Source organism: Sphingomonas sp. GW821-FHT09B04, from assembly GCF_059418285.1.
In genome coordinates this window covers 132,298-156,116 of sequence record NZ_JBWKPO010000004.1, presented here as the reverse complement: position 1 = coordinate 156,116, position 23,819 = coordinate 132,298, and the positions used below count along the sequence as shown (strand labels likewise).

The 23,819-nt window shown below is 65.7% G+C and carries 24 protein-coding genes; 18 read left to right on the top strand and 6 right to left on the bottom strand.

Annotated elements, in window-relative coordinates; translation table 11 throughout:
• Positions 1-33 precede the first annotated feature (33 nt).
• A complete protein-coding gene (locus tag AC07NK_RS13650; protein ID WP_495171148.1) occupies positions 34-1,017 on the top strand; it encodes an NAD(P)H-dependent flavin oxidoreductase in 984 nt (327 codons plus the stop codon).
• 3 nt (positions 1,018-1,020) lie between these two features.
• Here AC07NK_RS13650 and AC07NK_RS13645 read toward each other — a convergent pair whose 3' ends face one another.
• Entirely contained in the window at positions 1,021-1,485 is a 465-nt protein-coding gene (locus AC07NK_RS13645) for a DUF1465 family protein (protein ID WP_495171147.1), read from the bottom strand.
• Positions 1,486-1,576: 91 nt separating this feature from the next.
• Positions 1,577-1,774 (bottom strand): YdcH family protein, encoded by a 198-nt coding sequence (locus AC07NK_RS13640; protein ID WP_495171146.1) that lies wholly within the window; start codon positions 1,772-1,774, stop codon positions 1,577-1,579.
• 153 nt (positions 1,775-1,927) lie between these two features.
• Here AC07NK_RS13640 and AC07NK_RS13635 point away from each other — a divergent pair, with 153 nt between their 5' ends.
• Entirely contained in the window at positions 1,928-2,083 is a 156-nt protein-coding gene (locus tag AC07NK_RS13635) for a YdcH family protein (protein ID WP_495171145.1), read from the top strand.
• Positions 2,084-2,186: 103 nt separating this feature from the next.
• On the opposite strand, the gene AC07NK_RS13630 is transcribed toward AC07NK_RS13635, so the two are convergent.
• The 4 genes from AC07NK_RS13630 to AC07NK_RS13615 form a co-directional block, all read right to left on the bottom strand.
• Positions 2,187-2,552, bottom strand: a complete 366-nt coding sequence (locus AC07NK_RS13630) for a PilZ domain-containing protein (protein ID WP_495171144.1) — start codon at positions 2,550-2,552, stop codon at positions 2,187-2,189.
• Between the two features lie 130 nt (positions 2,553-2,682).
• A complete protein-coding gene (dksA, locus tag AC07NK_RS13625) occupies positions 2,683-3,147 on the bottom strand; it encodes an RNA polymerase-binding protein DksA (RefSeq protein ID WP_495171143.1) in 465 nt (154 codons plus the stop codon).
• A 688-nt stretch (positions 3,148-3,835) separates the two neighbouring features.
• Positions 3,836-4,426 (bottom strand): hypothetical protein, encoded by a 591-nt coding sequence (locus AC07NK_RS13620; protein ID WP_495171142.1) that lies wholly within the window; start codon positions 4,424-4,426, stop codon positions 3,836-3,838.
• Between the two features lie 43 nt (positions 4,427-4,469).
• Positions 4,470-4,913: a host attachment family protein gene (locus AC07NK_RS13615; RefSeq protein WP_495171141.1), complete on the bottom strand. Its 444-nt coding sequence runs from the start codon at positions 4,911-4,913 to the stop codon at positions 4,470-4,472.
• Positions 4,914-5,001: 88 nt separating this feature from the next.
• On the opposite strand from AC07NK_RS13615, the gene serS reads away from it, so the two are divergent.
• The 16 genes from serS to AC07NK_RS13535 all read left to right on the top strand — a co-directional run bounded on the left by serS (position 5,002) and on the right by AC07NK_RS13535 (position 23,814).
• Positions 5,002-6,276, top strand: a complete 1,275-nt coding sequence (gene serS / locus AC07NK_RS13610) for a serine--tRNA ligase (RefSeq protein WP_495171140.1) — start codon at positions 5,002-5,004, stop codon at positions 6,274-6,276.
• Positions 6,273-7,037: a 5'/3'-nucleotidase SurE gene (surE, locus tag AC07NK_RS13605; protein WP_495171139.1), complete on the top strand. Its 765-nt coding sequence runs from the start codon at positions 6,273-6,275 to the stop codon at positions 7,035-7,037. The genes serS and surE overlap by 4 nt, the downstream gene beginning before the upstream one ends.
• Positions 7,038-7,207: 170 nt before the next feature.
• Positions 7,208-8,122 (top strand): peptidoglycan DD-metalloendopeptidase family protein, encoded by a 915-nt coding sequence (locus AC07NK_RS13600; RefSeq protein WP_495171138.1) that lies wholly within the window; start codon positions 7,208-7,210, stop codon positions 8,120-8,122.
• Positions 8,123-8,168: 46 nt separating this feature from the next.
• The gene (locus tag AC07NK_RS13595) at positions 8,169-9,179 is read left to right on the top strand and encodes a potassium channel family protein (protein WP_495171137.1); all 1,011 of its coding nucleotides are present in this window, start codon (positions 8,169-8,171) and stop codon (positions 9,177-9,179) included.
• Positions 9,180-9,239: 60 nt separating this feature from the next.
• Entirely contained in the window at positions 9,240-9,599 is a 360-nt protein-coding gene (locus AC07NK_RS13590) for a hypothetical protein (protein WP_495171136.1), read from the top strand.
• A gap of 65 nt (positions 9,600-9,664) precedes the next feature.
• Positions 9,665-11,239 (top strand): putative bifunctional diguanylate cyclase/phosphodiesterase, encoded by a 1,575-nt coding sequence (locus AC07NK_RS13585; protein WP_495171135.1) that lies wholly within the window; start codon positions 9,665-9,667, stop codon positions 11,237-11,239.
• 214 nt (positions 11,240-11,453) lie between these two features.
• Positions 11,454-11,792 carry a hypothetical protein gene (locus tag AC07NK_RS13580; RefSeq protein ID WP_495171134.1) on the top strand — a complete coding sequence of 113 codons (339 nt, stop codon included), beginning with the start codon at positions 11,454-11,456 and terminating at the stop codon, positions 11,790-11,792.
• Between the two features lie 60 nt (positions 11,793-11,852).
• The gene (locus AC07NK_RS13575; protein WP_495171133.1) at positions 11,853-13,130 is read left to right on the top strand and encodes a TolC family protein; all 1,278 of its coding nucleotides are present in this window, start codon (positions 11,853-11,855) and stop codon (positions 13,128-13,130) included.
• Complete coding sequence (locus tag AC07NK_RS13570; RefSeq protein WP_495171132.1) at positions 13,127-14,302, top strand: efflux RND transporter periplasmic adaptor subunit; 1,176 nt, start codon at positions 13,127-13,129, stop codon at positions 14,300-14,302. The genes AC07NK_RS13575 and AC07NK_RS13570 overlap by 4 nt, the downstream gene beginning before the upstream one ends.
• A gap of 3 nt (positions 14,303-14,305) precedes the next feature.
• Positions 14,306-17,512 carry an efflux RND transporter permease subunit gene (locus tag AC07NK_RS13565; RefSeq protein WP_495171131.1) on the top strand — a complete coding sequence of 1,069 codons (3,207 nt, stop codon included), beginning with the start codon at positions 14,306-14,308 and terminating at the stop codon, positions 17,510-17,512.
• Positions 17,513-17,573: 61 nt separating this feature from the next.
• Positions 17,574-18,173: a cation efflux transmembrane domain-containing protein gene (locus AC07NK_RS13560; protein ID WP_495171130.1), complete on the top strand. Its 600-nt coding sequence runs from the start codon at positions 17,574-17,576 to the stop codon at positions 18,171-18,173.
• Complete coding sequence (locus tag AC07NK_RS13555) at positions 18,170-18,397, top strand: hypothetical protein (RefSeq protein WP_495171129.1); 228 nt, start codon at positions 18,170-18,172, stop codon at positions 18,395-18,397. The genes AC07NK_RS13560 and AC07NK_RS13555 overlap by 4 nt, the downstream gene beginning before the upstream one ends.
• Positions 18,398-18,449: 52 nt before the next feature.
• A complete protein-coding gene (rimO, locus tag AC07NK_RS13550) occupies positions 18,450-19,778 on the top strand; it encodes a 30S ribosomal protein S12 methylthiotransferase RimO (protein WP_495171128.1) in 1,329 nt (442 codons plus the stop codon).
• Positions 19,778-20,677, top strand: a complete 900-nt coding sequence (locus AC07NK_RS13545; RefSeq protein WP_495171127.1) for a hypothetical protein — start codon at positions 19,778-19,780, stop codon at positions 20,675-20,677. The genes rimO and AC07NK_RS13545 overlap by 1 nt, the downstream gene beginning before the upstream one ends.
• Positions 20,678-20,716: 39 nt before the next feature.
• Positions 20,717-22,111 (top strand): leucyl aminopeptidase family protein, encoded by a 1,395-nt coding sequence (locus AC07NK_RS13540; RefSeq protein ID WP_495171126.1) that lies wholly within the window; start codon positions 20,717-20,719, stop codon positions 22,109-22,111.
• A 50-nt stretch (positions 22,112-22,161) separates the two neighbouring features.
• The gene (locus AC07NK_RS13535) at positions 22,162-23,814 is read left to right on the top strand and encodes a thiamine pyrophosphate-binding protein (protein ID WP_495171125.1); all 1,653 of its coding nucleotides are present in this window, start codon (positions 22,162-22,164) and stop codon (positions 23,812-23,814) included.
• Positions 23,815-23,819 lie beyond the last annotated feature (5 nt).

Here is a 23,819-nt window from a genome sequence, read left to right as displayed (position 1 = left end):
GGACAGGAAATTCAGTTCGGGTATGAAACGCAAATGGCCCTACCCGCTCTGTTCGATCGCCTGCGCCTTCCGGTTATCGGATCGCCGCTCTTCATCGTCTCCGGTCCGGAACTGGTTATTGCCCAGTGCAAAGCCGGGATCGTCGGCTCCTTCCCGGCGCTGAATGCCCGGCCGCAGAGCCAGCTCGATGAATGGCTTCACCAGATCACCGAAGAGCTCGCGGCGTGGAATCGCGACAATCCGGGGCGTCCTGCGGCTCCCTTTGCGGTCAACCAGATCGTCCACCGTTCGAACGACCGGCTCGAAGCCGATCTCGCCACCTGCGGAAAATGGCAGGTGCCGATCGTCATCACCTCACTCGGCGCGCAGGAAGCGCTGAATCAGGCCGTCCACAGCTGGGGCGGCATCACGCTGCACGACGTGATCAACGACCGGTTCGCGCACAAGGCGATCGAAAAGGGCGCCGACGGCCTGATCCTCGTCTGCACCGGCGCGGGCGGCCATGCCGGCCAGCTCAGCCCCTTCGCCTTTGTGCAGGAGACGCGGGCCTGGTTCGACGGCCCGATCATCCTTTCCGGCTCGATCGCCAATGGCGGCGCCATCCTCGCCGCGCAGGCGATGGGCGCCGACCTTGCCTATATCGGCTCGCCCTTCATCGCGACGGCCGAGGCCAATGCCGAGGCCAGCTATAAGAACGGCATTGTCGAAAGCTCGGCGTCGGACATCGTCTACACCAGCCTCTTCACCGGCGTGCACGGCAACTATCTGCGCGCCTCGATCGTCGGCGCGGGTCTCGACCCGGACAATCTGCCCGAGAGCGATCCGAGCAAGATGAACTTCGGCTCGGGCGGCAATTCCAAAGCCAAGGCCTGGCGCGACATCTGGGGATCGGGCCAGGGGATCGGCGCAGTCCACGCGGTCACGCCGGTCGCCGAGTTCGTCGATCGGCTGGATAGCGAATATCGCGCCGCGCGCGGGCGCATTGCAGCATTGTCCGAGGGTGGCTGGAGCGCCTGAACGCTAGAAAGCGTGCGATAGCCGATCGAGCATCCGCCGCGCCGGGCTGACCGGCACCGGCGCCTCATCCCCTTGCGCCGTGTCGATCCGTGCGACCCGGCGATAGAGATCCTGACTCGCCGCGATCAACCCTTGCGCCGTCAACGGCATCAGGTCGAACGCAGCCGAGTCGGTCTCGGGCGCCGTGCCCAACCGTCGCGATGAATGAAGCGCATCACGCATGGGAATCTCGCCGGCATCCACCGCGCGCTGGGTCAGCAGCCACGCGATTACATGCATCAGCCGCGTCGTCACCTTGAGCGACTCGCAGGAGAAGATCACGCGCGTCATCGCATCGAGCGTATCGCGTTCGCTGCGTCCCATCTCATCAAAATAGGCGCGCGTCTCATCTGCCAGCACCATCGCCTCGGTATAGAGCGAGTCGATCAGCCGCCGATGGATTCGCGATGTTGCGTCGCCTTTATTCATCGCGAGTGACGCTGACACAAAGGGTCCGGCAGCGGAATAGCCAATCCTCGCAATCCCATGTCCCAAAGCGATGCGTTGTTCATAAGCGGGATCATGCGATGATGTCAGGGATCAGCCGGTCCTCCAGCATTGCGATCTCGTCCCGCAGCCGCAATTTACGCTTCTTCAGGCGCGCAATCTGGAGCTGATCCGGCGCATTGCTGCCCGACAGCGCTTCGATCGCCGCGTCGAGGTCGCGATGCTCGACCCGGAGCAGTTCCAGGCGACGCAGAATCTCGGTGTCTTCCATTCGCTTACGCACCCCGGGCGACCCGTGCCTGAATCGGCCCGTCGCAGAACCCCGTTGCCCTGTCGATGCAGCGATTCGCAAGGGGCGACAAGCGCCGCGAATCGTGATTTACTCCGTGATCCTCGCAACCCACGAGCAGGAGGATAGCTTCCCATGCAGAACGCGCATCTCTCGGCACTGACGGCCAAGCACGAGACCCTCGATCGCAGGATCAGCGTCGAATCGCAGCGGCCAATGCCCGATCAGATGATCATCGCCGACCTGAAGCGCCAGAAACTTAGGGTAAAGGAAGAGATCACGCTCACCTGAAGCGTGTCGTGGTGTCGCCCTGGCTCGATAGCCGGGGTGACGCCGTATCGTTGCAGCATCATGACAGCCCGCCTGACAGGGTCAGGCAAACTCCCTTACATCATCAGGATCGAAAGAGCGGACGGGCAGGCCGCGGCGCGGCCTCGGTCGCCTTTGCATAGCGCGGCGTGTGGGTGCCATTGCCAACCGGCTTGCGCGCCGCCAGCGGATCGATTTCGCGGTCGAATGCGATCCCTACCCGGCCTTCCGCAGTCCAGGCGATTCGGCCACCAACCCAGCCAACGCCACGCACATCGACCTCGACTCGCGTTCCGATCGTTACCGGATTGGCATATTCCGCCATCAGCCCGCCCGCCGAGAGATTGCGCACGCGCACGGAAACTTCAGCCTCGTCGCCGACCCGCAGTTGAGCGGATAGCATCAGGCTGTCACGCGAAGCCGAGCGCTGGCTCGAAGGATCATCGCTCAAATTTGCGTTCAGGGGATCGGTCGGAAACTGGTCCATCTGCCGTTCTGCAAACTCGCTTTCATGCGCGAATTAAAGCAGCAATCGCTATCCAAACCGTTAATCGGAATGGGTATCCGCGTTCAATCTTGGACTATTCTTCGCGCGAAACCTTCTCGTTCCGCTCATGGCGCTCCTGCGCCTCGACCGTCATGGTCGCGATCGGACGCGCTTCCAGCCGGCCGAGGCTGATCGGCTCACCCGACACTTCGCAATAGCCATATTCGCCATCGTCGATCCGGCGCATCGCCGCGTCGATCTTGGCGATCAGCTTGCGCTGTCGGTCGCGGGTTCGCAGTTCGATCGACCAGTCAGTCTCGCTCGACGCACGATCGGTCAGGTCCGCTTCGCGCAGCGAATCGACCTGAAGCTGCGACAACGTGCCCGCCGCCTCGCGATGGATCGCATCTTTCCACGCCAGCAGCTTCTCACGAAAATACTGCAGCTGCCGTGGATTCATGAAGGGTTCTTCGGGGCTTGGCCGATAACCATCCGGTAGGTCATTGGCAGCCGGCGGCGCCTTTTCAGGGTCGTCGCGATGCTCGTAAACGGTCGCCATGCCACTCTCCACCCCGGATCAGGACGGCGATGCCGACGTGATCCGACTTTTGCCCGACGGCGCTATAGGCAGGTGCGCCCGGCTCCACAAGCGTCCGAATCCACAGATTCGCACGCCAAACTGTTCTTGCAGTGCGGAAAATTGCATGGACCTGAACCGGATCGAGCCCGCCCGCCCCGGTTAACCATTCGTGTTAGGGCTAACTTCCCACCGCGGGCACTTATGTCTCGCTGCGGCACATTAACCATCTGGCAAACGCCATCCCCAGATAAAATTTCCTCCGGGCCGTCGAAACAATAGTTAACACGATTGCACTTAATGGTTTGTTCTGCACTTTTCGTGCATGAGCCTGCTCAGGCGCTGAGTCTGCGGCACCAGTGCAGTCTCCGGGAAAACTAGAGAGAACGATCATGTCGGTTCGGATGGCCTTGGCTAAATTGTGCGCATGCGCGTGCGGCGGCGCCGTAATCGGCGGTGGTGCGGTGCATGTCGCCGAATCCCGCGCTGAGCGGTCTTACATGTCGAAGCAGCCTGTTGCGGTGAAGCGCGTGATCACCAAGCGTGCGGTCGTGAAGCGTCCCGCGGTCCGTAAGCGGATCGTACGGCGCACCGTCACTACGGCGCAGTGCCAGCCTCAGGTGCTCACGGTCACCGCGCAGGGCGCACCCGTCCCCCTTCCCCCGCCCGTCTATGCGGAAATGCCCGCAGTCGGTGGCGGCGGCGGTGGTGGCGGCGGTGGCGCTGCTGTCGGCGGTGGCGGCTTCGGCGGCGGCTTTGGCGGCGGTTTCTTCGCGGGCGGCTTCTTCGGCGGTTCGGGCGGTTCGGGCGGCAGCGGCGGGATCGTGATCTCGTCGACCTCGTCGGGCGGTTCGACCAGCACTTCGGGCGGTTCGACCTCGTCGGCTTCAGGCGGCTCGGGTGGTTCAGGCGGTTCTTCGACCTCTACCTCCACCGGCGGCGTGTCGAGCACCAGCACCTCCTCGACCGGCGGTTCATCGACCTCGACCTCTGCCGGCGGGTCCTCGACCTCAGCCTCGTCGTCGGGTGACGTGTCGACCTCGACCTCCACCTCGGCCAGCTCGTCGGGCGATGTCTCGACCTCGACCTCAAGCGGATGGAGCACGTCGAGCGGCTGGAGCAGCACCTCGTCGACCAGCACCTCGACCTCGACCAGCACGTCGAGCGGCAGCACCGGCTCGTCGGGTGGTCCCGATCCGGTCCCGGCCCCGCCGATGGTTCTGCTGTTCGGCGCCGCCGCAGCGGCTCTGGTCGTGCGCAAGCGCTTCCAGAATCGTAAGGCGAAAGAGGCCGACGCCGCGTAACTATTCGGCGGCGATCAGCGCCTGCTCGATTTCCGATATCGTATGGCGGGTGAGGTCCTTGTCGATCTCGCCCGCCAATCGATTCTCGACCTCTTTGTGATAATGTTTGCGCAGCTCGCCCAGCGTCCTAGGGGGCGCGACGATGATCAGCGACTCGAAGTCATTGTCGAGCGCGCGCTTGCGCAGCAGTTCCGCGGTTTCCGCCGCGAACCGGTCTTCCTCGATCTGATGGAAATCCGCTTCCTCATAGGCGCTCCGGCCCGGCCCCACGCTTGAGAAACTGCGTCCCGGTGCGTCGGTCTTGTGCTCGCCGTTAGAAGGATTGTCTTGCACCCGCTTACGCTCGACCTTCAGGTCGGGGTGCACCGCATCGCCCTCGTTCCTCAGGAACAACATCTTGCGGCCATCGGCCACAACGACAAAGGCTTTGTGCGGAAGCTGCATGGTTCGTCTCCTTCTTACGTCAGAAGGTGAACGCACACCCGGTGCGCCGGGTTGCGCGCGTCATCGCGTCCCGCCATAGCCCTGCCCCATGCATGACATCCGCCTGATCCGCGAAAACCCCGAAGCCTTCGACGCAGCACTCGCTCGCCGCGGCGCCGATCCGCTTGCCGCCAGTCTGATCGCTCTCGACGAATCGCGCCGCGCGCTCACGACCCGGCAGCAGGAGGTTCAGGCACGCCGCAACGATCTGTCGAAGCAGGTCGGCCAGGCCAAGGCAGCGAAGGACGAGGATCGCGCGCAAGCGCTGATGGCGGAGGTTGGCGCGCTCAAGGACGAGCTCGAACAGCTCACCACCGATCAGACTGAAGCAGATGAGGCGCTGAAGACCGCCCTTTCCGCCATCCCCAACCTTCCCGCCGCCGACGTCCCCGATGGCGCGGACGAGGACGACAACCAGCTTGTCCACACCCGCGGCACGCAGCCCGTCTTTGCCTTTGAACCGCGCGAGCACGACGCCTTCGGCCCCGCGCTCGGCCTCGACTTCGAGACCGGGGCGCAGCTCGCCGGCGCGCGGTTTACGCTGGTCCGCGGGCATGCCGCGAAGCTCGCCCGCGCGCTTGGCCAGTTCATGCTCGATACGCTGACCGGCGATCACGGCTATGAGGAGGTCAATCCGCCGATTCTGGTCCGCCCGGACGCGATGTTCGGCACCGGCCAGCTTCCCAAGTTCGCCGAGGACAGCTTCCAGACCACCGATGGCCGCTGGCTGATCCCGACCGCCGAAGTCAGCCTGACCAACATCGTGCGCGAGCAGATCCTCTCCGCCGACGCGCTGCCGCTGCGCCTCACCGCACTCACGCCCTGTTTCCGTTCGGAAGCGGGCGCCGCAGGTCGAGACACGCGCGGCTATATCCGCCAGCACCAGTTCGACAAGGTCGAGATGGTCTCGATCGTCACCCCTGACGACTCCGAGAACGAGCATGAGCGGATGACCGCTTGCGCCGAGGGCATCCTCACCGCGCTCGGCCTGAACTTCCGCCGCATGAAGCTGTGTGCCGGCGACATGGGCTTCAGCGCCACGCGCACCTATGATCTCGAAGTGTGGCTGCCGGGCCAGGCCCGCTACCGCGAAATCTCTTCCTGCTCGACCTGCGGCGACTTCCAGGCGCGCCGCATGAACGCGCGGTACCGCAATGCCGATGGCAAGCCCGCGTTCGTCCACACGCTCAACGGCTCGGGCCTCGCGGTCGGACGCACGCTGGTCGCGGTACTGGAAAACTACCAGCAGGAAGACGGCTCGGTCGCGGTGCCCGAGGCGCTCAAGCCTTACCTCCGCGGTCTCAACCGTCTCGAGCCCGCGTGAGGATCCTCCTCACCAATGACGATGGCGTCCACGCCCGGGGTCTCGAGGTGCTCGAGCGAATCGCGCGCACCCTTTCGGACGACATCACCATTGTTGCCCCGCTCGAGGAACAGTCGGGCAAGGGCCGATCGCTCTCGCTGACCGAACCGGTGCGTCTGCGCAAGTTCGGCGAGCGCCGGTTCGCGGTTACCGGCACGCCCACCGACGCGGTGATGATGGCGCTGGCCGAGATCATGAAGGACTCCCCGCCCGACTTGATCCTCTCCGGGGTCAACCGCGGCGCCAATCTGGGCGAGGATGTGAGCTATTCGGGCACTGTCTCCGCTGCGATGGAGGGGGCACTCGCCGGCATCCGCTCAATCGCGCTCAGCCAGCGTTATGCGGCCCCCTCGCCCGGCGAACGCGTCAGCTTCGAAGCCGCCGAGCACTGGGGCGAACGCGTGCTCCGCCCCCTGCTCGACGCGGATTGGGCGCCACGCACGCTGATGAACGTCAACTTCCCGCCGGTCCCGGCTGCGGAAGTGAAGGGCATCAAGGCGGTGAGCCAGGGCCTGCGCGATTATGGCCGGATGAAGCTCGACAAGCGCACCGACCCGCGCGGTTTCGACTATTACTGGTTCGGCCTTGGCCGCGTGGATCATACGCCGGTCGCCGATACCGATCTCGAAGCGATCGAAATGGGTTACATTACCGTCACGCCGCTACATCTGGACATGACGCATCGCGAATCCCTTGATATGGTTACCGATATATTTCGTTGATGCCGGGGGAAGGCATGGTTGGCCGGGGGGCCCTTAGTTGGAAGTTGATCGCGGTGGCATTGCTGCCGCTTGCCTCGGCATGCATTCCGGGCGGGAGCGGTCCGCCGCCCACACGCAGCTATTCCGATGACGAGCCGCAGGATCCGACTCGCGTCCCGCGACGGGAGGATGTGACCGCCCTTCCCGCACCGCTACCCGCCTGGGAGGCCCGCCGGGTCACTGCCGACGCGCGCTCGATCCCCGCCTCGACCTACGTCGTTCAGCCCGGCGATACGATACGCGGCATCGCCAACAAGACGGGCGCCGGTTCCGAAGCCATCGCGCGCGCCAATGGCCTTGAGCGTCCCTTCACGATCCGCGCAGGCCAGCGCCTGTCGATCCCCGGCGGCCGCTACCACCTCGTCCGCGATGGTGAGACCGGCATCGCCATCGCACGCGCCTATAGCGTTGCCTGGAACGAGATCGTCACCGCCAACGACCTCGCCGAACCCTATATCCTGCGCACCGGCCAGCGCGTCCTGATCCCCGGCGCCGAACGTCCCCGCACCCGCGAGGAGCGCGCCGCCGCCTTCCGCCTCGACATCGACGATATCGTTACAGGGAGCCAGCCTGCGATTCCCGAGCGTTCGCGGCCGACCCGGCCCACCGCATCATCGGCCCGCGTCCTCCCGCCCACCGCTGCGGTGGCTCCGCCTGCTGCGCTGCGCGGCCAGTTCCAATGGCCTGCGCGCGGCAATATCGTCCGGCGCTTCGGTCCGGTCGCCTCGGGCGAGCGCAGTAATGGCATCAAGATCGCGGTCCCGCTCGACACGCCGGTTCTTGCCGCCGCCGATGGCACCGTCGCCTATGTCGGCAGCGACATTCCCTCGTTGGGCGGGCTGGTCATTCTCCAGCATGGCGGTGGCTGGACCACCGTTTATGGCCATGCCGGACAGCTTCTCGTCCAGCGCGGGCAGAGCGTGAAGCGTGGGCAGATGATCGCGCTTTCGGGCGACAGCGGCGCCAACCGTGCGCAGCTCCATTTCGAAATGCGTCAGGGCCGCACGCCGGTCGATCCGATACCGAGGCTCCCGGCGCGACCGTAAGCGCACGCATTGATCGAACTGCGATACCGGCTAAGCTTCACCCCGCATGCGCTTCCTTCCCCACGCCACGCTCAAGCGCAAATCGACGCTCCCCGTGTGGGTCTCGATTTCGTGGCGCGTCCTCACGGTCATCGGCCTGCTTGCCCTCGCAATTGGCGTCCACTGGTTCGATCGCGAGGGGCTTCGCGACAATTATGACGGGCACATCAGCTTCGTCGACATCGTCTATTTCACGATGATCTCGATCACCACGACCGGCTATGGCGACATCGCCCCGGTCACCGAGCGCGCGCGGCTGTTCGACGCGCTGGTGGTCACCCCGATCCGCGTCTTCGCAGTGCTGCTGTTCCTCGGCACCGCGTATAATTTCGTCCTCAAGCGTACATGGGATAGATGGCGCATGGCCCTGATCCAGCGAAACCTCCACGGCCACATCATTGTCGCGGGCTTCGGCACGACCGGCTCCGAAGCCGTTGACGAACTGATCGCGCGCGGCACCGATCCGGGCGACATCGTCGTGATCGACGGCAATCAACAGGCACTGGACCGCGCCCGCGAATGCGGCTGCATCATCCTTCAGGGCGACGCCACTCGCGACGCGACGCTGGAGGATGTCAGGATTACCCGTGCCCAGTCGATGATCGTCAGCGCGGGCCGCGACGACACATCGGTCCTCATCACCCTCACCGCCCGCCACCTCGCCCCCGATCTCAGGATCAGCACGGTGGTGAAAGCCGAGGATAATGAACTCCCCGCGCGTGCCGCCGGCGCGACCACGGTCATCAACCCCGTCAGCTTCGCCGGACTTCTTCTTGCCAGTTCGTGCAAGAGCCGGCACGTCGCCGACTATATGATGGACCTCGCCTCGATCGAGGGGCCGGTCGCGCTCGCCGAACGCCCGGTGAAATCCGACGAGATCGGCCAGCCGCTCGCCGCGATCCCGACCGGTATCGGCCTGCGCCTCTATCGCGGCGGCCAGCCGTTCGGCTTCTTCACCGATGAGGCTAAAGCACTTGAGGCGGGGGATACCATCGTCGAGGTCGTGCGGACGAAATAGGGCCTAACTTATTGGTAATGCCTGCCGGCTACCCTTTCCTGCGATAGTCAGGGGATCGCAATGATCGGACACATCGCCTCCAATCGCACAACCATCCGCGTCAGCACTGGCCTGCTGCTTCTGTTCTGTTCCGCTTGCTCGCAGAATCCGGGGAACGAGCAGCTTGTCGAGGGCAACGCCATCCGGGCCGAGGAACGCATTGCCGACGACGCCAACGATCGTGCCGATCATCTCGATGAGAAAAGCGCCGAACTGGCGCGCGAGGCGGAGGCTAAGGGCGCCGGCGGTCAGGCACTGCGCAACGAAAGCAACGCCGACCTCGAAGCTGCAGCCGCGATCCGTGCCGAAGGTCAGGAACAATCTGTCGAAGCGCGGGACAAGATCGAGCGCGACGCCAAGATCGTGGGGAATGGCAACTAGACCTGCCGATCGCGCGGGCAGGATCCTGAACGGATCCGATGCTATGACGGCACGGGAGGCCCTCCATGAGTCTGCGCAGCATCTGGAGTTTCGTCATTCGTCATAGGTTCGCCATCCGCGATATCAGCCTGTTGCTGGCCGCTCTCGGCGTGCTTGCCTATGTCGTGTTCGCGATCGACCTGTTCGAGCATCAGGACCATATCGATACCGCCACCGCGATCGTCGAACTGGACGAAGCGTTGCTGCTCGCGACGCTGCTTGCCTGCGCGCTGTTCGGGTTCGGCGTCCGGCACTATCTGCGCCAGAAGCGCGAATTCGCCCGCCGCCTCTCCGCCGAGCGTGAAGTGCGCAAGCTTGCCTATCAGGATGTGCTGACCGGCCTCCCCAATCGCCGCCGCTTTGACGACGCATTGCGCGCTGCGCTCGATGCGCCGCCACGCGCCGATGCGGCCCATGCGGTGCTCCTGCTCGATCTCAACGGCTTCAAGCGGATCAACGACGTTCACGGCCATGGCGCGGGCGACGAAGTGCTGATCGGCGTCGCGCAACGGCTGCTGACCGCGATGCGCGACGGCGACATGGTCGCGCGCTTCGGCGGGGACGAGTTCGCCATCCTCGCGACACATCTGGCCGATCCCGAAGCCGCGACCAATATCGCGCTCCGCGTGATCGAGGCACTCGATCTCCCCATCGCTGCAGCGGGCGCAAGTCACCGGGTCGGCGCGGGCGTCGGCATCGCGCTGGTTCCCTCCGACGCGACGACGATCGCAGAAGCGATGCGCAAGGCCGATGTCGCGCTCTATCGCGCCAAGGGCGAACGGCGTGCTGCCTTGCGCTTCTTTGAGCCCGCCATGGATGCGCAAATCCAGGAGCGCGCCGAGGTGGAGGACGCGCTTCGGGATGCGCTCGACCAAGGACGTATCGATGTCGTTTATCGCCCCACTTTCGACTTGCGCACGCACGCGGTGCTCGGGTTCGACGCAGCCCCCCGCTGGCTCGATGCACAGCGCGGCGAGATCCCGCTTGAGCGATTCATCGCGATCGCGGAGGAAGTCGGCCTGATCCACGCGATCGGTGAACGCGTGCTGCGGCTCGCCTGTATCGCGGCGAAGACCTGGCCCGAGCATGTAACGCTGTCGATCGATATCCATGCAAGCCAGCTCCGTGACCATCTTCTGGCTGAGCGCATCACGTCCATTCTGTCGGAGACGGGCATCGCGGCGGCGCGGCTCGAAGTCGACGTAACCGAAAGCGCGTTCGTCGCGGACCTCGACAACGCGCGCACCGTGCTGGGGGCACTGCGTGAATCCGGCATCCGAATTGCACTCGACAATTTCGGAACCGGCTATTCCAGCCTCTATCACCTGCGCAGCTTCCGCCTCGACAAGATCAAGATCGACCGGAGCTTCGTTCAGGCAATGACCAGCCAGCGCGAGAGCGCAGGCATCGTCCAGGCACTGGTCGGACTAGGGCAAGGGCTGGGCATGACGATCGCCGCCGCGGGGATCGACGCGCAGGATCAGGAGGGCGCGTTGATCGGTACGGGCTGCGAACAGGGGCAAGGCGATTTACTCGGCCGCCCGCTGGATGCGCAGGCTGCGGCAGAACTGTTCGATGCTCGCACCGACACAAAGCGATAGAGATTCACCAGTTGCTTCGAAAGCGTTGCCCGCATTGGCAAGTCAAACCTGAACTTTCCCGGCAAAACTTCTTCGTAGCGATAGATTAACAATGCTCATGGCGTATTTTTGGCACCTTCGGCGGCAACTTGGGATATGATACGCCATATCAACTTCCGAACAATTTGGTTTCGGTGGTGACAAGCTTCAAACAACACGGTATTGCACCGCCGCAATGATCCGCCTCTTTACCCTGATGCTGTGCGTGTTCGCGCTGCTGTCGATCGGCACCGCGCCGGTCGCGCATGCGGTCGAGCGGGTCGTCTGCGTCGAGGCGAGTCAGACCGTCCAAAGCGTCGATTCGGATCATACGACGGGCACCCCGGATACGGATCAGGGCGACAAGAATCTCGCGCACCAGCATGGCGGTTGCCACGGGCACCATTTCGCTTCGCTGACCGACATGAGCGTTGGCACTGAGCACGCCTCTCGCGAAGGCCTGCGTGCCCGCGGCCCTGCCTCTGCGCTTGCCCCTGCCGCACTCGATCCCGCGCTGAGGCCGCCACAAGCCTGACGACCACTCACCGCCGGCATTTGCCCGGTGGCTGTTTCTGGTTGTCAGGAGTTTTCCATCATGAAGTCCATTTACGCGGCGTTGCTCGCCGCGGCGTCCTGCGCAGGAATTGCGCAGGCGCAAGACGCGTCCCCGCCCGCGCCCGTTGCGGTCGGAGAGACGCTGACGCTCGATCAGGCGTTGGCGCAGGCTGGCGCGATCTCGCCCGCCAGTGAAGTCGCAGCGCTCGAGATCGAAGCGGCACAAGCTGGCCGTGCAGTCGCGGCGCTACGCCCCAACCCGACGTTCAATGCGGACGTCGAGAATGTGATCGGTACCGGCGCCGCTCGCGGCCTTAGCGGAGCGGAGACCACGATCGGCTTCGCCCTTCCGCTCGAGCTGGGCGGCAAGCGCCCGGCGCGCATCGCGGTGGCCGAAGCGCAAACGGCACGCGCGCGGGTCGACGCGGTGATCGTTCGCGCCGATCTGCGGTTGCAGGTCACTCAGGCCTATATCGAGGCGGTATCGGCTGAGCGCCGACTGACCGTGGCGCGGGATCAGGTCGGTGTCACCGCCGAAAATCTGCGGATCGCGCGCGACCGCGTCGTCGTCGGCGCCAACTCGCCAATCGACGAACAGCGTGCGGCGCTGCTTGCAACCAATGCCGAGACCGAGCTCGAACGCGCGCTAGCCAGCGTCGAGGCAAGCCGGACATCGCTGGGACAGTTCACCGGTGCCAGTTTGTCAGCTTCGCTCGACCAGGCCTGGTTCGACCGAGTCGACAGCGCGCGCGCCGGTCCCGCGGTACCGCCGAACGCCGAGGGCACGCTCGCGCTTGCAGCGGCGGGAGCGGATGTAACCACTTCCGAAGCGCAACTGCGGCTCGCGCGCAGCCAGCGGATTCCCGACCTGACGGTCAGCGCAGGCACACGCCGGATGCAGGCAAGCGGTGACATGGCAATGCTCTTCGGCGTGTCGGTGCCACTACCGGTGTTCAACAATGGCCGCGCTGCAGTGGGTCAGGCCACAGCGCTGCGCAACCAGAGCGAGGCCCGGCGTCGACTTGCGCGTTTCGACGCCGAGCGTGCAATCACCGCCACCCGCGCCGATCGCGATCGCGCGGCGGCGAGCGTTCGCGCCTCCGGTCCGGTTCTGACCGCCGCGCAGGAAGCGGCACGCATCGCGCGGCTTGGCTATGGCGAGGGCAAGTTCGACCAGCTTGTCCTGCTCGAGGCCGAACAGGCACTTCTCGACGCCCGCACCGCCGCGATCGAGGCACGCGCGCAATATCACGACGCCGAGGCGCGGCTCACCCGGCTCACCACGCCCGCAGCGGCGGCAATGGGGACAACACGATGAAGAAGCTCATGATCGGGGCAACGGCCCCGCTCGCCCTCGCCTTGCTGCTTTCGGGATGTGGCGGAGGAGCGGAGGAAGCCGCCAACAACACCGCCGAAGCCAAGGCAGAAGCCGACGGAAACGAAGCGGCACATAACGAGACCAGCGAAGCTGACGAAGGCGCGATCACGCTGCCCGCACAGCAGGTCAAAGCGGCAGGCATTGAGGTAATCCGTGTGACCGCGAGCGGCGGCGGCGCGCTGACGCTTCCCGCGACCATCGAGGGCGACCCGCAAGGCACTCAGGTCGTGTCGGCGGCAATCGGCGGGCGTGTCGTCGCGCTCAACCGCAATCTGGGTGAGCCCGTCGCGCGCGGTCAGGTCGTCGCGGTAATCGAGAGCCGGGAAGCAGCCTCGCTGCGCGCCGAGGTCGAGGCTGCAGGGGCACGTGCTGCCCTCGCCCAATCGAACCTTCAGCGCGAGGACCGGTTGTTCAGGCTGCGCGTCTCGCCCGAACGCGACCTGATCGCGGCACGTACCGCCGCGACCGAAGCCGGGATCGCGCTGAGGCTCGCCCGGCAGCAAGTCTCGGCAGCAGGTGTCGGCGGCGGTGCGCTCAACCGTATCGGCGTGACCGCGCCGATCGGCGGACGCATCACGGCGCGCCCCGTGGTGCTCGGTCAGACGGTGGCGGCCGATGCCGAATTGTTCCGCGTCGCCAACCTCGCGCGCGTAGCAGTCACCGTGTCGCTGTCGCCCGCGGATGCCGCACGCATCGCGGTCGGAACGCCGGTCGAGATCAGTTCTAGCGGTCGCCGTTCGGTGGCGCGGATCAGCTTCGTCTCGCCCGTGCTCGATGAGGCGACCCGCCTCGTCACCGCAATCGCGTTGATCGACAACCGCGCAGGCCAATGGCGCGTCGGCGAACCGGTGACCGCAGTGCTCGGCCTCCCCGGCGAAGGCAGCGGCACCGCCAGCGTGCCGGCAGCCGCAGTCCAGACGGTCGGGAATCGCAGCGTCGTGTTCATCCGCACGCCAACCGGCTTCCGCGCACAGCCGGTCACGCTCGGCGCGCGCGGCGCGGGCACCGTCACCGTCACTTCGGGCCTGACCGGGCGCGAAGAGATCGCAGGCAATGGCAGCTTCACCCTCAAGGCCGAACTCGGCAAGGGCGAAGCCGAGCATGGGCATTAAGTCATGATCGAACGCATCGTCACCTTTGCGGTGGAGCGGCGCTGGTTCGTGCTGCTCATCACCCTCATCGCCGTCGTCGTCGGCGCCTTCTCGCTGTCGAGATTGCCGATCGACGCCGTTCCCGACATCACCAACAATCAGGTCCAGATCAACGTCCGTGCCTCCGCACTCTCGCCCGAACTCGTCGAGAAACAGGTCGCCTTCCCGATCGAGACCGCGCTCGCCGGCATCCCCGGCCTTGAATATACCCGCTCGCTGAGCCGCAACGGCTTTGCGCAGGTGACGGCCGTGTTCACCGACGCGACCGACATCTATTTCGCGCGCCAGCAGGTCGCGGAACGGCTGCGCACCGCCGAGGAGAATCTGCCCGAGGGCGTCGCACCCGAAATGGGGCCGATCGCCACCGGTCTGGGCGAAGTCTATATGTGGACCGTCCATATGGCCCATCGGCCGGAGGACAAGCACAAGCCGGGCGATCCCGGTCTGCAGCCCGACGGCAGCTATATCACCCCCGAGGGCGACCGGCTGGTCAGCGAGGCGGACAAGGCGACCTATCTGCGCACCGCGCAGGACTGGATCGTCGCGCCGTTGCTCAAGTCCGTCCCCGGCCTTGCCGGCGTCGATTCGATCGGCGGCTATGTGAAGCAATATCAGGTGGTGCCCGACGTGCAGCGCCTGACCGCGCTCAAGCTCAGCCTCGGCGATCTCGCCACCGCCCTGGAGGCGAACAACAAGGCCGTCGGCGCCGGCGTGGTCGACCGCAATGGCGAAGGCCTTGCCGTGCGCTCCGACGCGCGCATCGCCAATGCCGACCAGCTCGCCCGCACCGTCATCGCGACGCGCAACGGCGTGCCGATCCTGCTCAATCAGGTCGCCACGGTGAAGCTCGGTCAGGCGATCCGCATGGGCTCGGCGTCGGAGAATGGCGGCGAAGTCGTCGTCGGTACCGCGATCATGCGGATCGGCGAGAACAGCCGCAACGTCGCCTCCTCGGTCGCGACACGGCTCGACAGCATCAACGCCTCGCTCCCCACCGACATCATCATCCAGCCGGTGCTCGACCGAACGGGGCTGGTCAATTCGACGATCAAGACCGTGGCGAAGAACCTGTCCGAAGGCGCCCTGCTGGTCGTCGTCGTGCTGTTCCTGCTGCTGGGCAATTTCCGTGCGGCGCTGATCGCGGCGCTGGTGATCCCGGTCACCATGCTGATGACCAGCTTCGGGATGCTGCGCGGCGGAGTCTCGGCAAATCTGATGAGCCTCGGCGCATTGGACTTCGGCCTGATCGTCGATGGCGCCGTCATCATCGTCGAGAATGCGCTGCGGCGCATCGCCGAACGCCAGCACCATATCGGCCGCACGCTCGACAAGGGCGAACGGCTTCAGGTGGTGGCGAGCGCAACGCGTGAGATGATCCGCCCATCGGTCTATGGTCAGGCGATCATCATCCTCGTCTACGTCCCCTTGCTCACTTTGACCGGGGTGGAAGGCAAGACGTTCACGCCGATGGCGCTGACCGTCATTCTCGCGCTCGTCTGCGCCTTCGTCCTCTCGCTCACCTTCGTCCCGGCGATGCTCGCCATCTGGCTGTCGAAGCCGGTCGAGGAGAAGGAAGGGCGGATCATGACGTGGCTCAAGCGCCGCTATGAGCCGGGCCTGACCCGCGCGATGAAGCGGCCACGCACCACGATCGTGGCAGCGGTGGGCGCATTCCTGATCGCGATCGGCGCGTTCGCGACGCTGGGACAGGAGTTCCTGCCGCAGCTCGACGAAGGTGACGCGACCGCGCAGGTCCTGCGCGTGCCGGGCACCTCGGTCGAGCAAAGTCAGGCGATGCAGCTGCGCGTTGAAAAGGCGATCGCGGCGATCCCGGAGGTGAAGTTCGTCTTCTCCAAGACCGGTACCGCCGAACTCGCATCGGACCCGATGCCGCCTAACATCTCCGACACGTTCATTATCATGAAGGACCGCAAGGACTGGGCGAATCCAAAGCTGCCCAAGGCCGAACTAGTGGCGAAGATCGAGAAGGCGCTGGAGGGGCTTCCCGGCAACGCGTTCGAGATCAGCCAGCCGATCCAGATGCGCTTCAATGAGCTGATCGCGGGCGTGCGCGGTGACATCGCGGTCAAGGTGTTCGGCGACGACACCGACGCGATGAACGCGACCGCCAACCAGATCGCCGGCATCCTGCGCAAGGTGCCGGGGGCGACCGATGTCCGCGTCGAGCAGACCGAGGGTCTGCCAATGCTCGACATCCGGCCCAATCGCGACGCGATGGCGCGGCTGGGCATCACCGCGCAGGTCATGCAGGACACGCTCGCCGCCGCGATCGGCGGACGCGATGCCGGCATGATCTTCGAGGGCGACCGGCGCTTTGCCGTCACCATCCGGCTGACCGATGCGGCACGCGCCGATCTGCAGACGCTGGGGCAAGTCCCGGTGCCGACACCGGACGGCGCGTTCGTGCCACTGGAGAGCATCGCCGACATCGCGGTGACGACCGGCCCGAACCAGATCAGCCGCGAGAACGGCAAACGCCGCGTGGTGGTTCAGGCCAATGTCCGCGGCCGCGACGTCGCCGGCGTGGTCGAGCAAGCCCGGGCAGAGATCGCCACGCAGGTCCGGTTGCCAGCGGGCGAGTATCTCGAATGGGGTGGCCAGTTCGAGAACCTCCAGTCGGCCAGCCAGCGCCTTCTGCTGGTAGTCCCGGCCTGTTTCGCTCTGATCATCCTGCTGCTCTACGGGGCTTTGGGGAGCGTGCGCGATGCGGCGATCGTGTTCACCGGCGTGCCGCTGGCGCTGGTGGGCGGGGTGCTCGCGCTGTTCCTGCGCGGGATGCCCTTCTCGATTACCGCGGCGGTCGGGTTCATTGCGCTGTCCGGCATCGCGGTGCTCAACGGGCTGGTCATGGTCACGTCGATCCAGGACCTGATGGCGCGCGGCGTCAGCAGGGCAGAGGCGGCGTGGCAGGGCGCACTCGCGCGGCTTCGACCGGTGGTGATGACCGCACTGGTCGCCTCGCTCGGCTTCGTGCCGATGGCGATCGCGACCGGATCGGGGGCGGAGGTGCAGAAGCCGCTCGCGACGGTCGTCATCGGCGGCCTGATCTCAGCCACGCTGCTCACCCTGTTCGTCCTGCCCACGCTCTACGCCCGCTACGGCAGGCGTGAGACCGACGTGGCCGAGGTCGAGCAGACAGAGGCGCATTAGCAACCTTCGGCCCATCGCTGCCGCAGGGCGGCGGTGGGCCTTCGCTTGAAAGGGCCATTCAATGGCAGATCAACCAACCGGAATGCAGGAGCGGCGGACGCTGTGGCTGGTGCTGGTGCTCAACGCCGGCCTCGCCGCAGCGTTTCTCGGCGCGGGCGCGGTCGCGGATTCGAGCGCGCTGCTCGCCAATGGACTCGACAATCTCTCGGACGCCGCGGTCTATGCGCTGAGCCTCGTTGCGCTCAGCCGGGGCCGGCAATGGAAGACCCGTGCCGCAACCGTCTCGGGCATCATGCTGCTGGTCTTCGCGGGCGGCGTGCTCCTCGATGTCGGCCGCCGATGGTTCGAAGGCAGCGAGCCGATCGGCGTCACGATGATGGCGATGGCCATCGTCGCCGCGGCCGTAAACTGGTTTTGCCTGCGCGCATTGCAAAAACTGGAGGCGCCCGACGTCAATCTGCGTGCGGCGACCATCTTCAGCTTCAACGACTTCATCGCCAATGGCGGCGTCCTGATCGCGGGCGTTCTGGTGTTGTGGCTGGGCGTCAACTGGCCGGACCTCGCTGTGGGCATCGCCACCGCGCTGATCGCAATCAAGGGCGGGGTCGAGATCCTGCGCGATGCCCGCGCCGAAGCTCGAACCGCGGGGGACCAGCCATGACGGTTTCGGTTTCGCCCCGGCGGCGACGGCCCTGGAGCACGGAGGATGACGCCGAGTTCCGCCGGCTGGTCGCCGCACGGCAGTCCGCTGGCGATATCGCGCGCCGACTAAACCGAACGCTCGATGCGGTGCGCGGGCGGGCGGCGCATCTCGACCTCGTCCTGCCCTCGTCGCTTCGGCCGTGGCGTGCCACCCCGCGCCGCCAGACCCTGAAACAGGAGTAGAAACGCCCGCCCCTATCTTTTTCTGCAGAATTCCCTATGTGCGCGGCCAATCATGGCAACGCGACTCCCCGAAGCCCCCAAGGTGGGCATGGTGTCGCTCGGCTGTCCCAAGAATCTGGTCGACTCCGAGCGTATCCTGACCAAGCTCCGTTCCGACGGCTATGCTCTGTCGCCCGACTATGCCGGGGCAGACGTGGTGCTGGTCAACACCTGCGGCTTCCTCGACAGCGCCAAGGAAGAGTCGCTGGAAGCCATTGGCGAGGCGATTGCGGAGAATGGCCGCGTCATCGTCACCGGCTGCATGGGCAAGGAAGCGGAGGTCATTCGCGCCCGCTTCCCCAACGTCCTCGCCGTCACCGGCGCGCACCAGTATGAGGAAGTCGTCGGTGCTGTTCATGATGCCGCGCCGATGCCCGCGAACGCGTTCATCAACCTGGTGCCCGACAGCGGCCTCAAGCTGACGCCGCGCCACTACAGCTATCTGAAGATCTCCGAGGGCTGCAACCACCGCTGCGCCTTCTGCATCATCCCCGCGCTGCGCGGTGACCTCGTCAGCCGCCGTCCCGACGCGATTTTGCGCGAAGCCGAAAAGCTGGTGGAAGCGGGCACGAAGGAACTGCTGGTCATCAGCCAGGATACGTCGGCCTACGGCGTCGACATCCGCAAGGAGCCGCGGATGTGGAAGGGCGAGCAGATCGTCCCCCACATGACCGATCTTGCCCGCGAACTGGGCAAGATCGCGCCGTGGGTGCGACTGCACTATGTCTACCCCTACCCCCATGTCGATCAGGTCATCCCGCTGATGGCCGAGGGGCTGATCCTCCCCTATCTCGACATCCCCTTCCAGCATGCCTCACCCAGCGTCCTGCGCACGATGCGCCGCCCGGCGAACGAGGCGAAGGTGCTGGAGCGTCTCAAGAACTGGCGCAGCATCGCGCCGGATATCACCATCCGCTCGACCTTCGTCGTCGGCTTCCCCGGTGAGACCGAAGCGGATTTCCAATATCTGCTCGACTGGCTCGACGAAGCCCAGCTCGACCGTGTCGGTGCCTTCCGCTTCGAACCGGTCGAGGGTGCCGCCGCCAACGATCTTCCCGGCGCGGTGCCGGAAGAGGTCAAGGAAGAGCGCTACGCCCGGATCATGGAAAAGACCGCCGCGATCAGCGCCGCCAAGCTTCAGGCCAAGATCGGCCGCACGCTTGAGGTGATCGTCGACGAGGTCGAGGATGAGGGCGCCAACGCCCGCAGCCAGGCCGACGCCCCCGAGATCGACGGCACCGTCTTCCTCCGCGACGCGGGTCACCTCAAACAGGGTGACATCGTCCAGGTCGAGATCGAGGACGCCGACGAGCACGATCTGTACGGCGTGCCGCTGGCCTGATGCTTGCCCGCGCCGCTCTCGCCGCCGCCCTGTGGCTGGCGCTGAGCGGCACGCGACAAGATGACGGGGTGCGTCACACCCCGGTCGACCCGCTGACGATCGCCGACGATGACTTCGCCCGCCACCGCGATCCGGCGGAATGGCGTGGCCTCGCCGTCAGCCGCATCGAGTTTCAGGAAGAGCGGGGCAGCTGGCGGCTGTTCCGTATCGCCAATGTGAAGAAACCACGCGGGCCACTCTGGTTCGTGCCGCACGATAACGAGAATGCCGGGTTCGAGGCCGCTCTGGCCGGAGTCCGCAAACATGGCGGAGTGGTGATCGCGGTGGACTCGGGCATCGCCGAGGATGGCCGCCGCCGCAACGCTGCGGTCGATCGCGGCCGCCCGATCGACCCCAACCGTAATTTCCGCGACGGCTATCCGCGCTACGCCAACACCGTCCTTGCCGACTATGCGCGCGGCGCGCGACCGATCATCGCGCTCCACACCAATTCACCGGGCTTCGACACCTCGGCATCGAGCTGCAACCAGTCTGACCGTCCCGGTCGCGGCGAGGTCTCGATCCGCTTCTGCGACGATGTGATGCAGCCGTCCCCGTCGCAGGGCCGCGCATGGCCGTTCGATGATGACGACACCCTCGCTTATGTCCCCTGGCGCAACGGCACATCGCCTTCGACGGCATGGTGCGGCCGCGCATTGGTCAAGGCCGACTTCAACGTCGTGTTCGAGCGGGTCGGCGTGACCGATGGCTCGCTCTCCAACTACGCGCTGCTGCGAGGCCTCGACTATGTGAACTTCGAAACGCAGGAACGCGGCGTTGCCCCCGCAGCGCTCGCTCAGTCCCGCGACCGTCTTTCCGCGATGATCGACCGTGCCCTCACCCTCTGCCTTCGCCGATAGCGCTTGGCGGCCGGCCCTCAGGATGTTTACATCAGCGCAATGACCGACCTGTCTCCGTTGCTTCAGCCCGATCGCGGCCAGCCCGCGCGCACCATCCATGTCGTGCACCCCGACAAATGGGCCGACTGGCTTAAGGGGCAGCCGGTGCGCGTCCGCACCGCGATCACCGCGAACAAGGTGGTGGGCAAGGCGGGTAACCGCGCGGTGCTGCCCGGCGACAAGGACGACGACTGGTCGATGCTGCTGGTCTGTGACGAGGCGGAAACCTCACCCTACCGCATCGCCTCGCTCGGCGAGCAATTGCCCGAGGGTACATACCGCCTCGCTTTCGGCGAACCGGGTGCCGCGATGCTTGGCTGGGTGCTGGCCCAGTATCGCTTCGATCGCTACCGCAAGGACGAGAACCCGACCGGTCCGCGCACCTTGCTGACCAGCGAGCCGGGCCGGATCGAAGAGACGCTGCGCCTTGCCGCCGCGACCTTCAAGGTGCGCGATCTGGTCAACACCGCCGCCGCCGATCTGGGTCCCGCCGAACTCGAAGCCGAAGCCGCGGCGCTCGCAAAGACGCATAAGGCCACGCTCACCGTTACCCGCGGCGACGCGCTCGAACAGGGCTATCCGATGATCCACGCGGTTGGCATGGCCGCCGCGCGCGGACGCGAGCCGCGCCTGATTGAGCTCGAATGGGGTGATCCCAAGCATCCGCGCATCGCGCTGGTCGGCAAGGGGGTATGCTTCGACACCGGTGGCCTCGACATCAAGCCCTCAGCCGGCATGCGCCTGATGAAGAAAGACATGGGCGGCGCCGCGCACGCACTAGCGCTGGCCGGCGTAGTGATGGCCCAGCGCCTTCCCGTCCGCCTCCACCTCCTCATCCCCGCAGTCGAGAATGCCGTCGCTGGCAACGCCTTCCGTCCCGGCGACGTTCTCAAGACCCGCAAGGGCCTGACGGTGGAAAATACGAACACCGACGCTGAGGGCCGCCTGATCCTCGGCGATGCGCTGGCAAAGGCGGTCGAGGCGAAGCCCGAACTGGTCCTCGACTTCGCGACCCTCACCGGCGCGGCCCGCGTTGCACTTGGCCCGGAGCTTCCCGCGCTGTTCGCCAATACCGACGCACTCGCCCACGAGTTGCTCGACCATGGCATCGATCAGAAGGACCCGCTGTGGCGCCTGCCGCTGTGGGACGGCTATGACGAGATGCTCAAATCTGACATCGCCGACATGATCAACGCCCCCGAAGGCCCCTTTGCCGGACCGATCACCGCCGCGCTCTTCCTCCGCCGCTTCGTGCCCAAGGAGATCGCCTGGGCGCATTTCGACCTGTTCGCCTGGCGCCCTGCGCCCAAGCCGGGCCGTCCGAAGGGCGGAGATGCGATGAGCCTGCGCGCGGTCTGGTCGATGCTCAAGGCGCGCTACGCGAGCGGCGCGTAATCGCCGCAACGCGCTCGACTTCCCCAGCACCCGACACCAAAAGAGAACCCATGACAAAGCTTCGCAACGGTGGCCGCATTCTGGTCGACAACCTCGTGGCCCAAGGTTGCGACCGCATCTTCCACGTTCCCGGCGAAAGCTTCCTCGCGGTTCTCGACGCGCTGCACGACGTGCCAGAGATCGACCTCGTCACCTGCCGGCAAGAGGGCGGCGCCGCGTTCATGGCCTGCGCAGACGGCACGATGACCGGCAAGCCCGGCATATGCTTCGTCACCCGCGGCCCCGGCGCGACCAACGCCAGCATCGGCGTCCATGTCGCGATGCAGGATTCGCAGCCGATGCTGATGTTCATCGGCGATGTCGACCGCTCGATGCGCGACCGCGAAGGCTTTCAGGAGGTCGATTTCCCCGCGATGTTCGCCCCGCTCGCCAAATGGGCGACGCGGATCGAGGACGCGCGCCGCATCCCCGAATATGTAGCCCGCGCGTGGAACGTTGCGATCAGCGGCCGCCCGGGCCCGGTGGTGATCGCGCTGCCCGAAGACATGCTGCTGGATGAGGTCGAGGCCGTGGATCGGCCGAGCGTTGATCGAGCATGGCAAAGCGCGAGTATCGATGAAACCAATGCGGCATTGGCTCTTTTGCGCAAAGCTGAACGCCCGATCGCTATCGTCGGTGGAGCCGGCTGGGACGGAGCAACCGGCGCGGCATTCGACTGTTTCGCCAGCAATTGGGGCATTCCGGTTGCAGGCGCGTTTCGCCGACAGGATGCGATACCCAATTACTGGAAATCATGGGCTGGCAATCTTGGCTACGGCCCCAATCCAAAACTCGTCGCCCGGATCAAGGCAGCCGACGTCATTCTGGTGGTTGGGGCTCGCCTGGGCGAAGCGACGACCGACGGATACACGCTCATAACGCCGGACCATCCGGGCCAGGTGCTGATCCACGCCCATCCGGATCCGAACGAACTGAACCGGGTATATCGCGCCGATGTTTCAGCCTGTTCCGACCCCTTTTCCTTTGCCAGCGCGTTGGCGAGTGCTGACTTCCCAACCGCGCCAAATCCGTCCGGCGCCGAAGCCCATGCCGAGTGGCTCGAATGGTCCACCCCGCAGCCGCGCGAAGGCGTCACGCTCGATCTCGGCCAGTGCGTCGCGGCGATGCGTGAGCGGCTTGGGCCGGACGAGGCGATCATCTGCAACGGCGCGGGCAATTTCTCGGGCTGGTGGCACCGCTACTGGCATTACGGCGCTCAGCCGACACAGCTCGCGCCTACCTCCGGCGCGATGGGCTATGGCACCCCCGCCGCGGTCGCCGCTGCGCTCCGCCGCCCGGACAGACTCGCCGTCGCGCTTGCGGGCGATGGCGACTTCCTGATGAACGGGCAGGAGCTCGCGACCGCGATCCAGCACGACGCCAATATGCTGGTGCTGATCATCGACAACAGCGCCTTTGGCACCATCCGCATGCATCAGGAGCGCGAGTTCCCGGCACGCCTGTCGGGGACCACGCTGCACAACCCCGACTTCGCCGCGCTCGGCCGTGCCTATGGCTGCTGGGCCGAGACCGTCGAAAAGACCGACGAGTTCGCGCCCGCGCTCGACCGTGCGCTGGCGCAGACGGGCGTCCGCCTGCTGCATCTCAAGACCGATGTGGAGTTCATCACCCCCGGCACCACCATCACAGCGATCCGGGGATAGAAGAG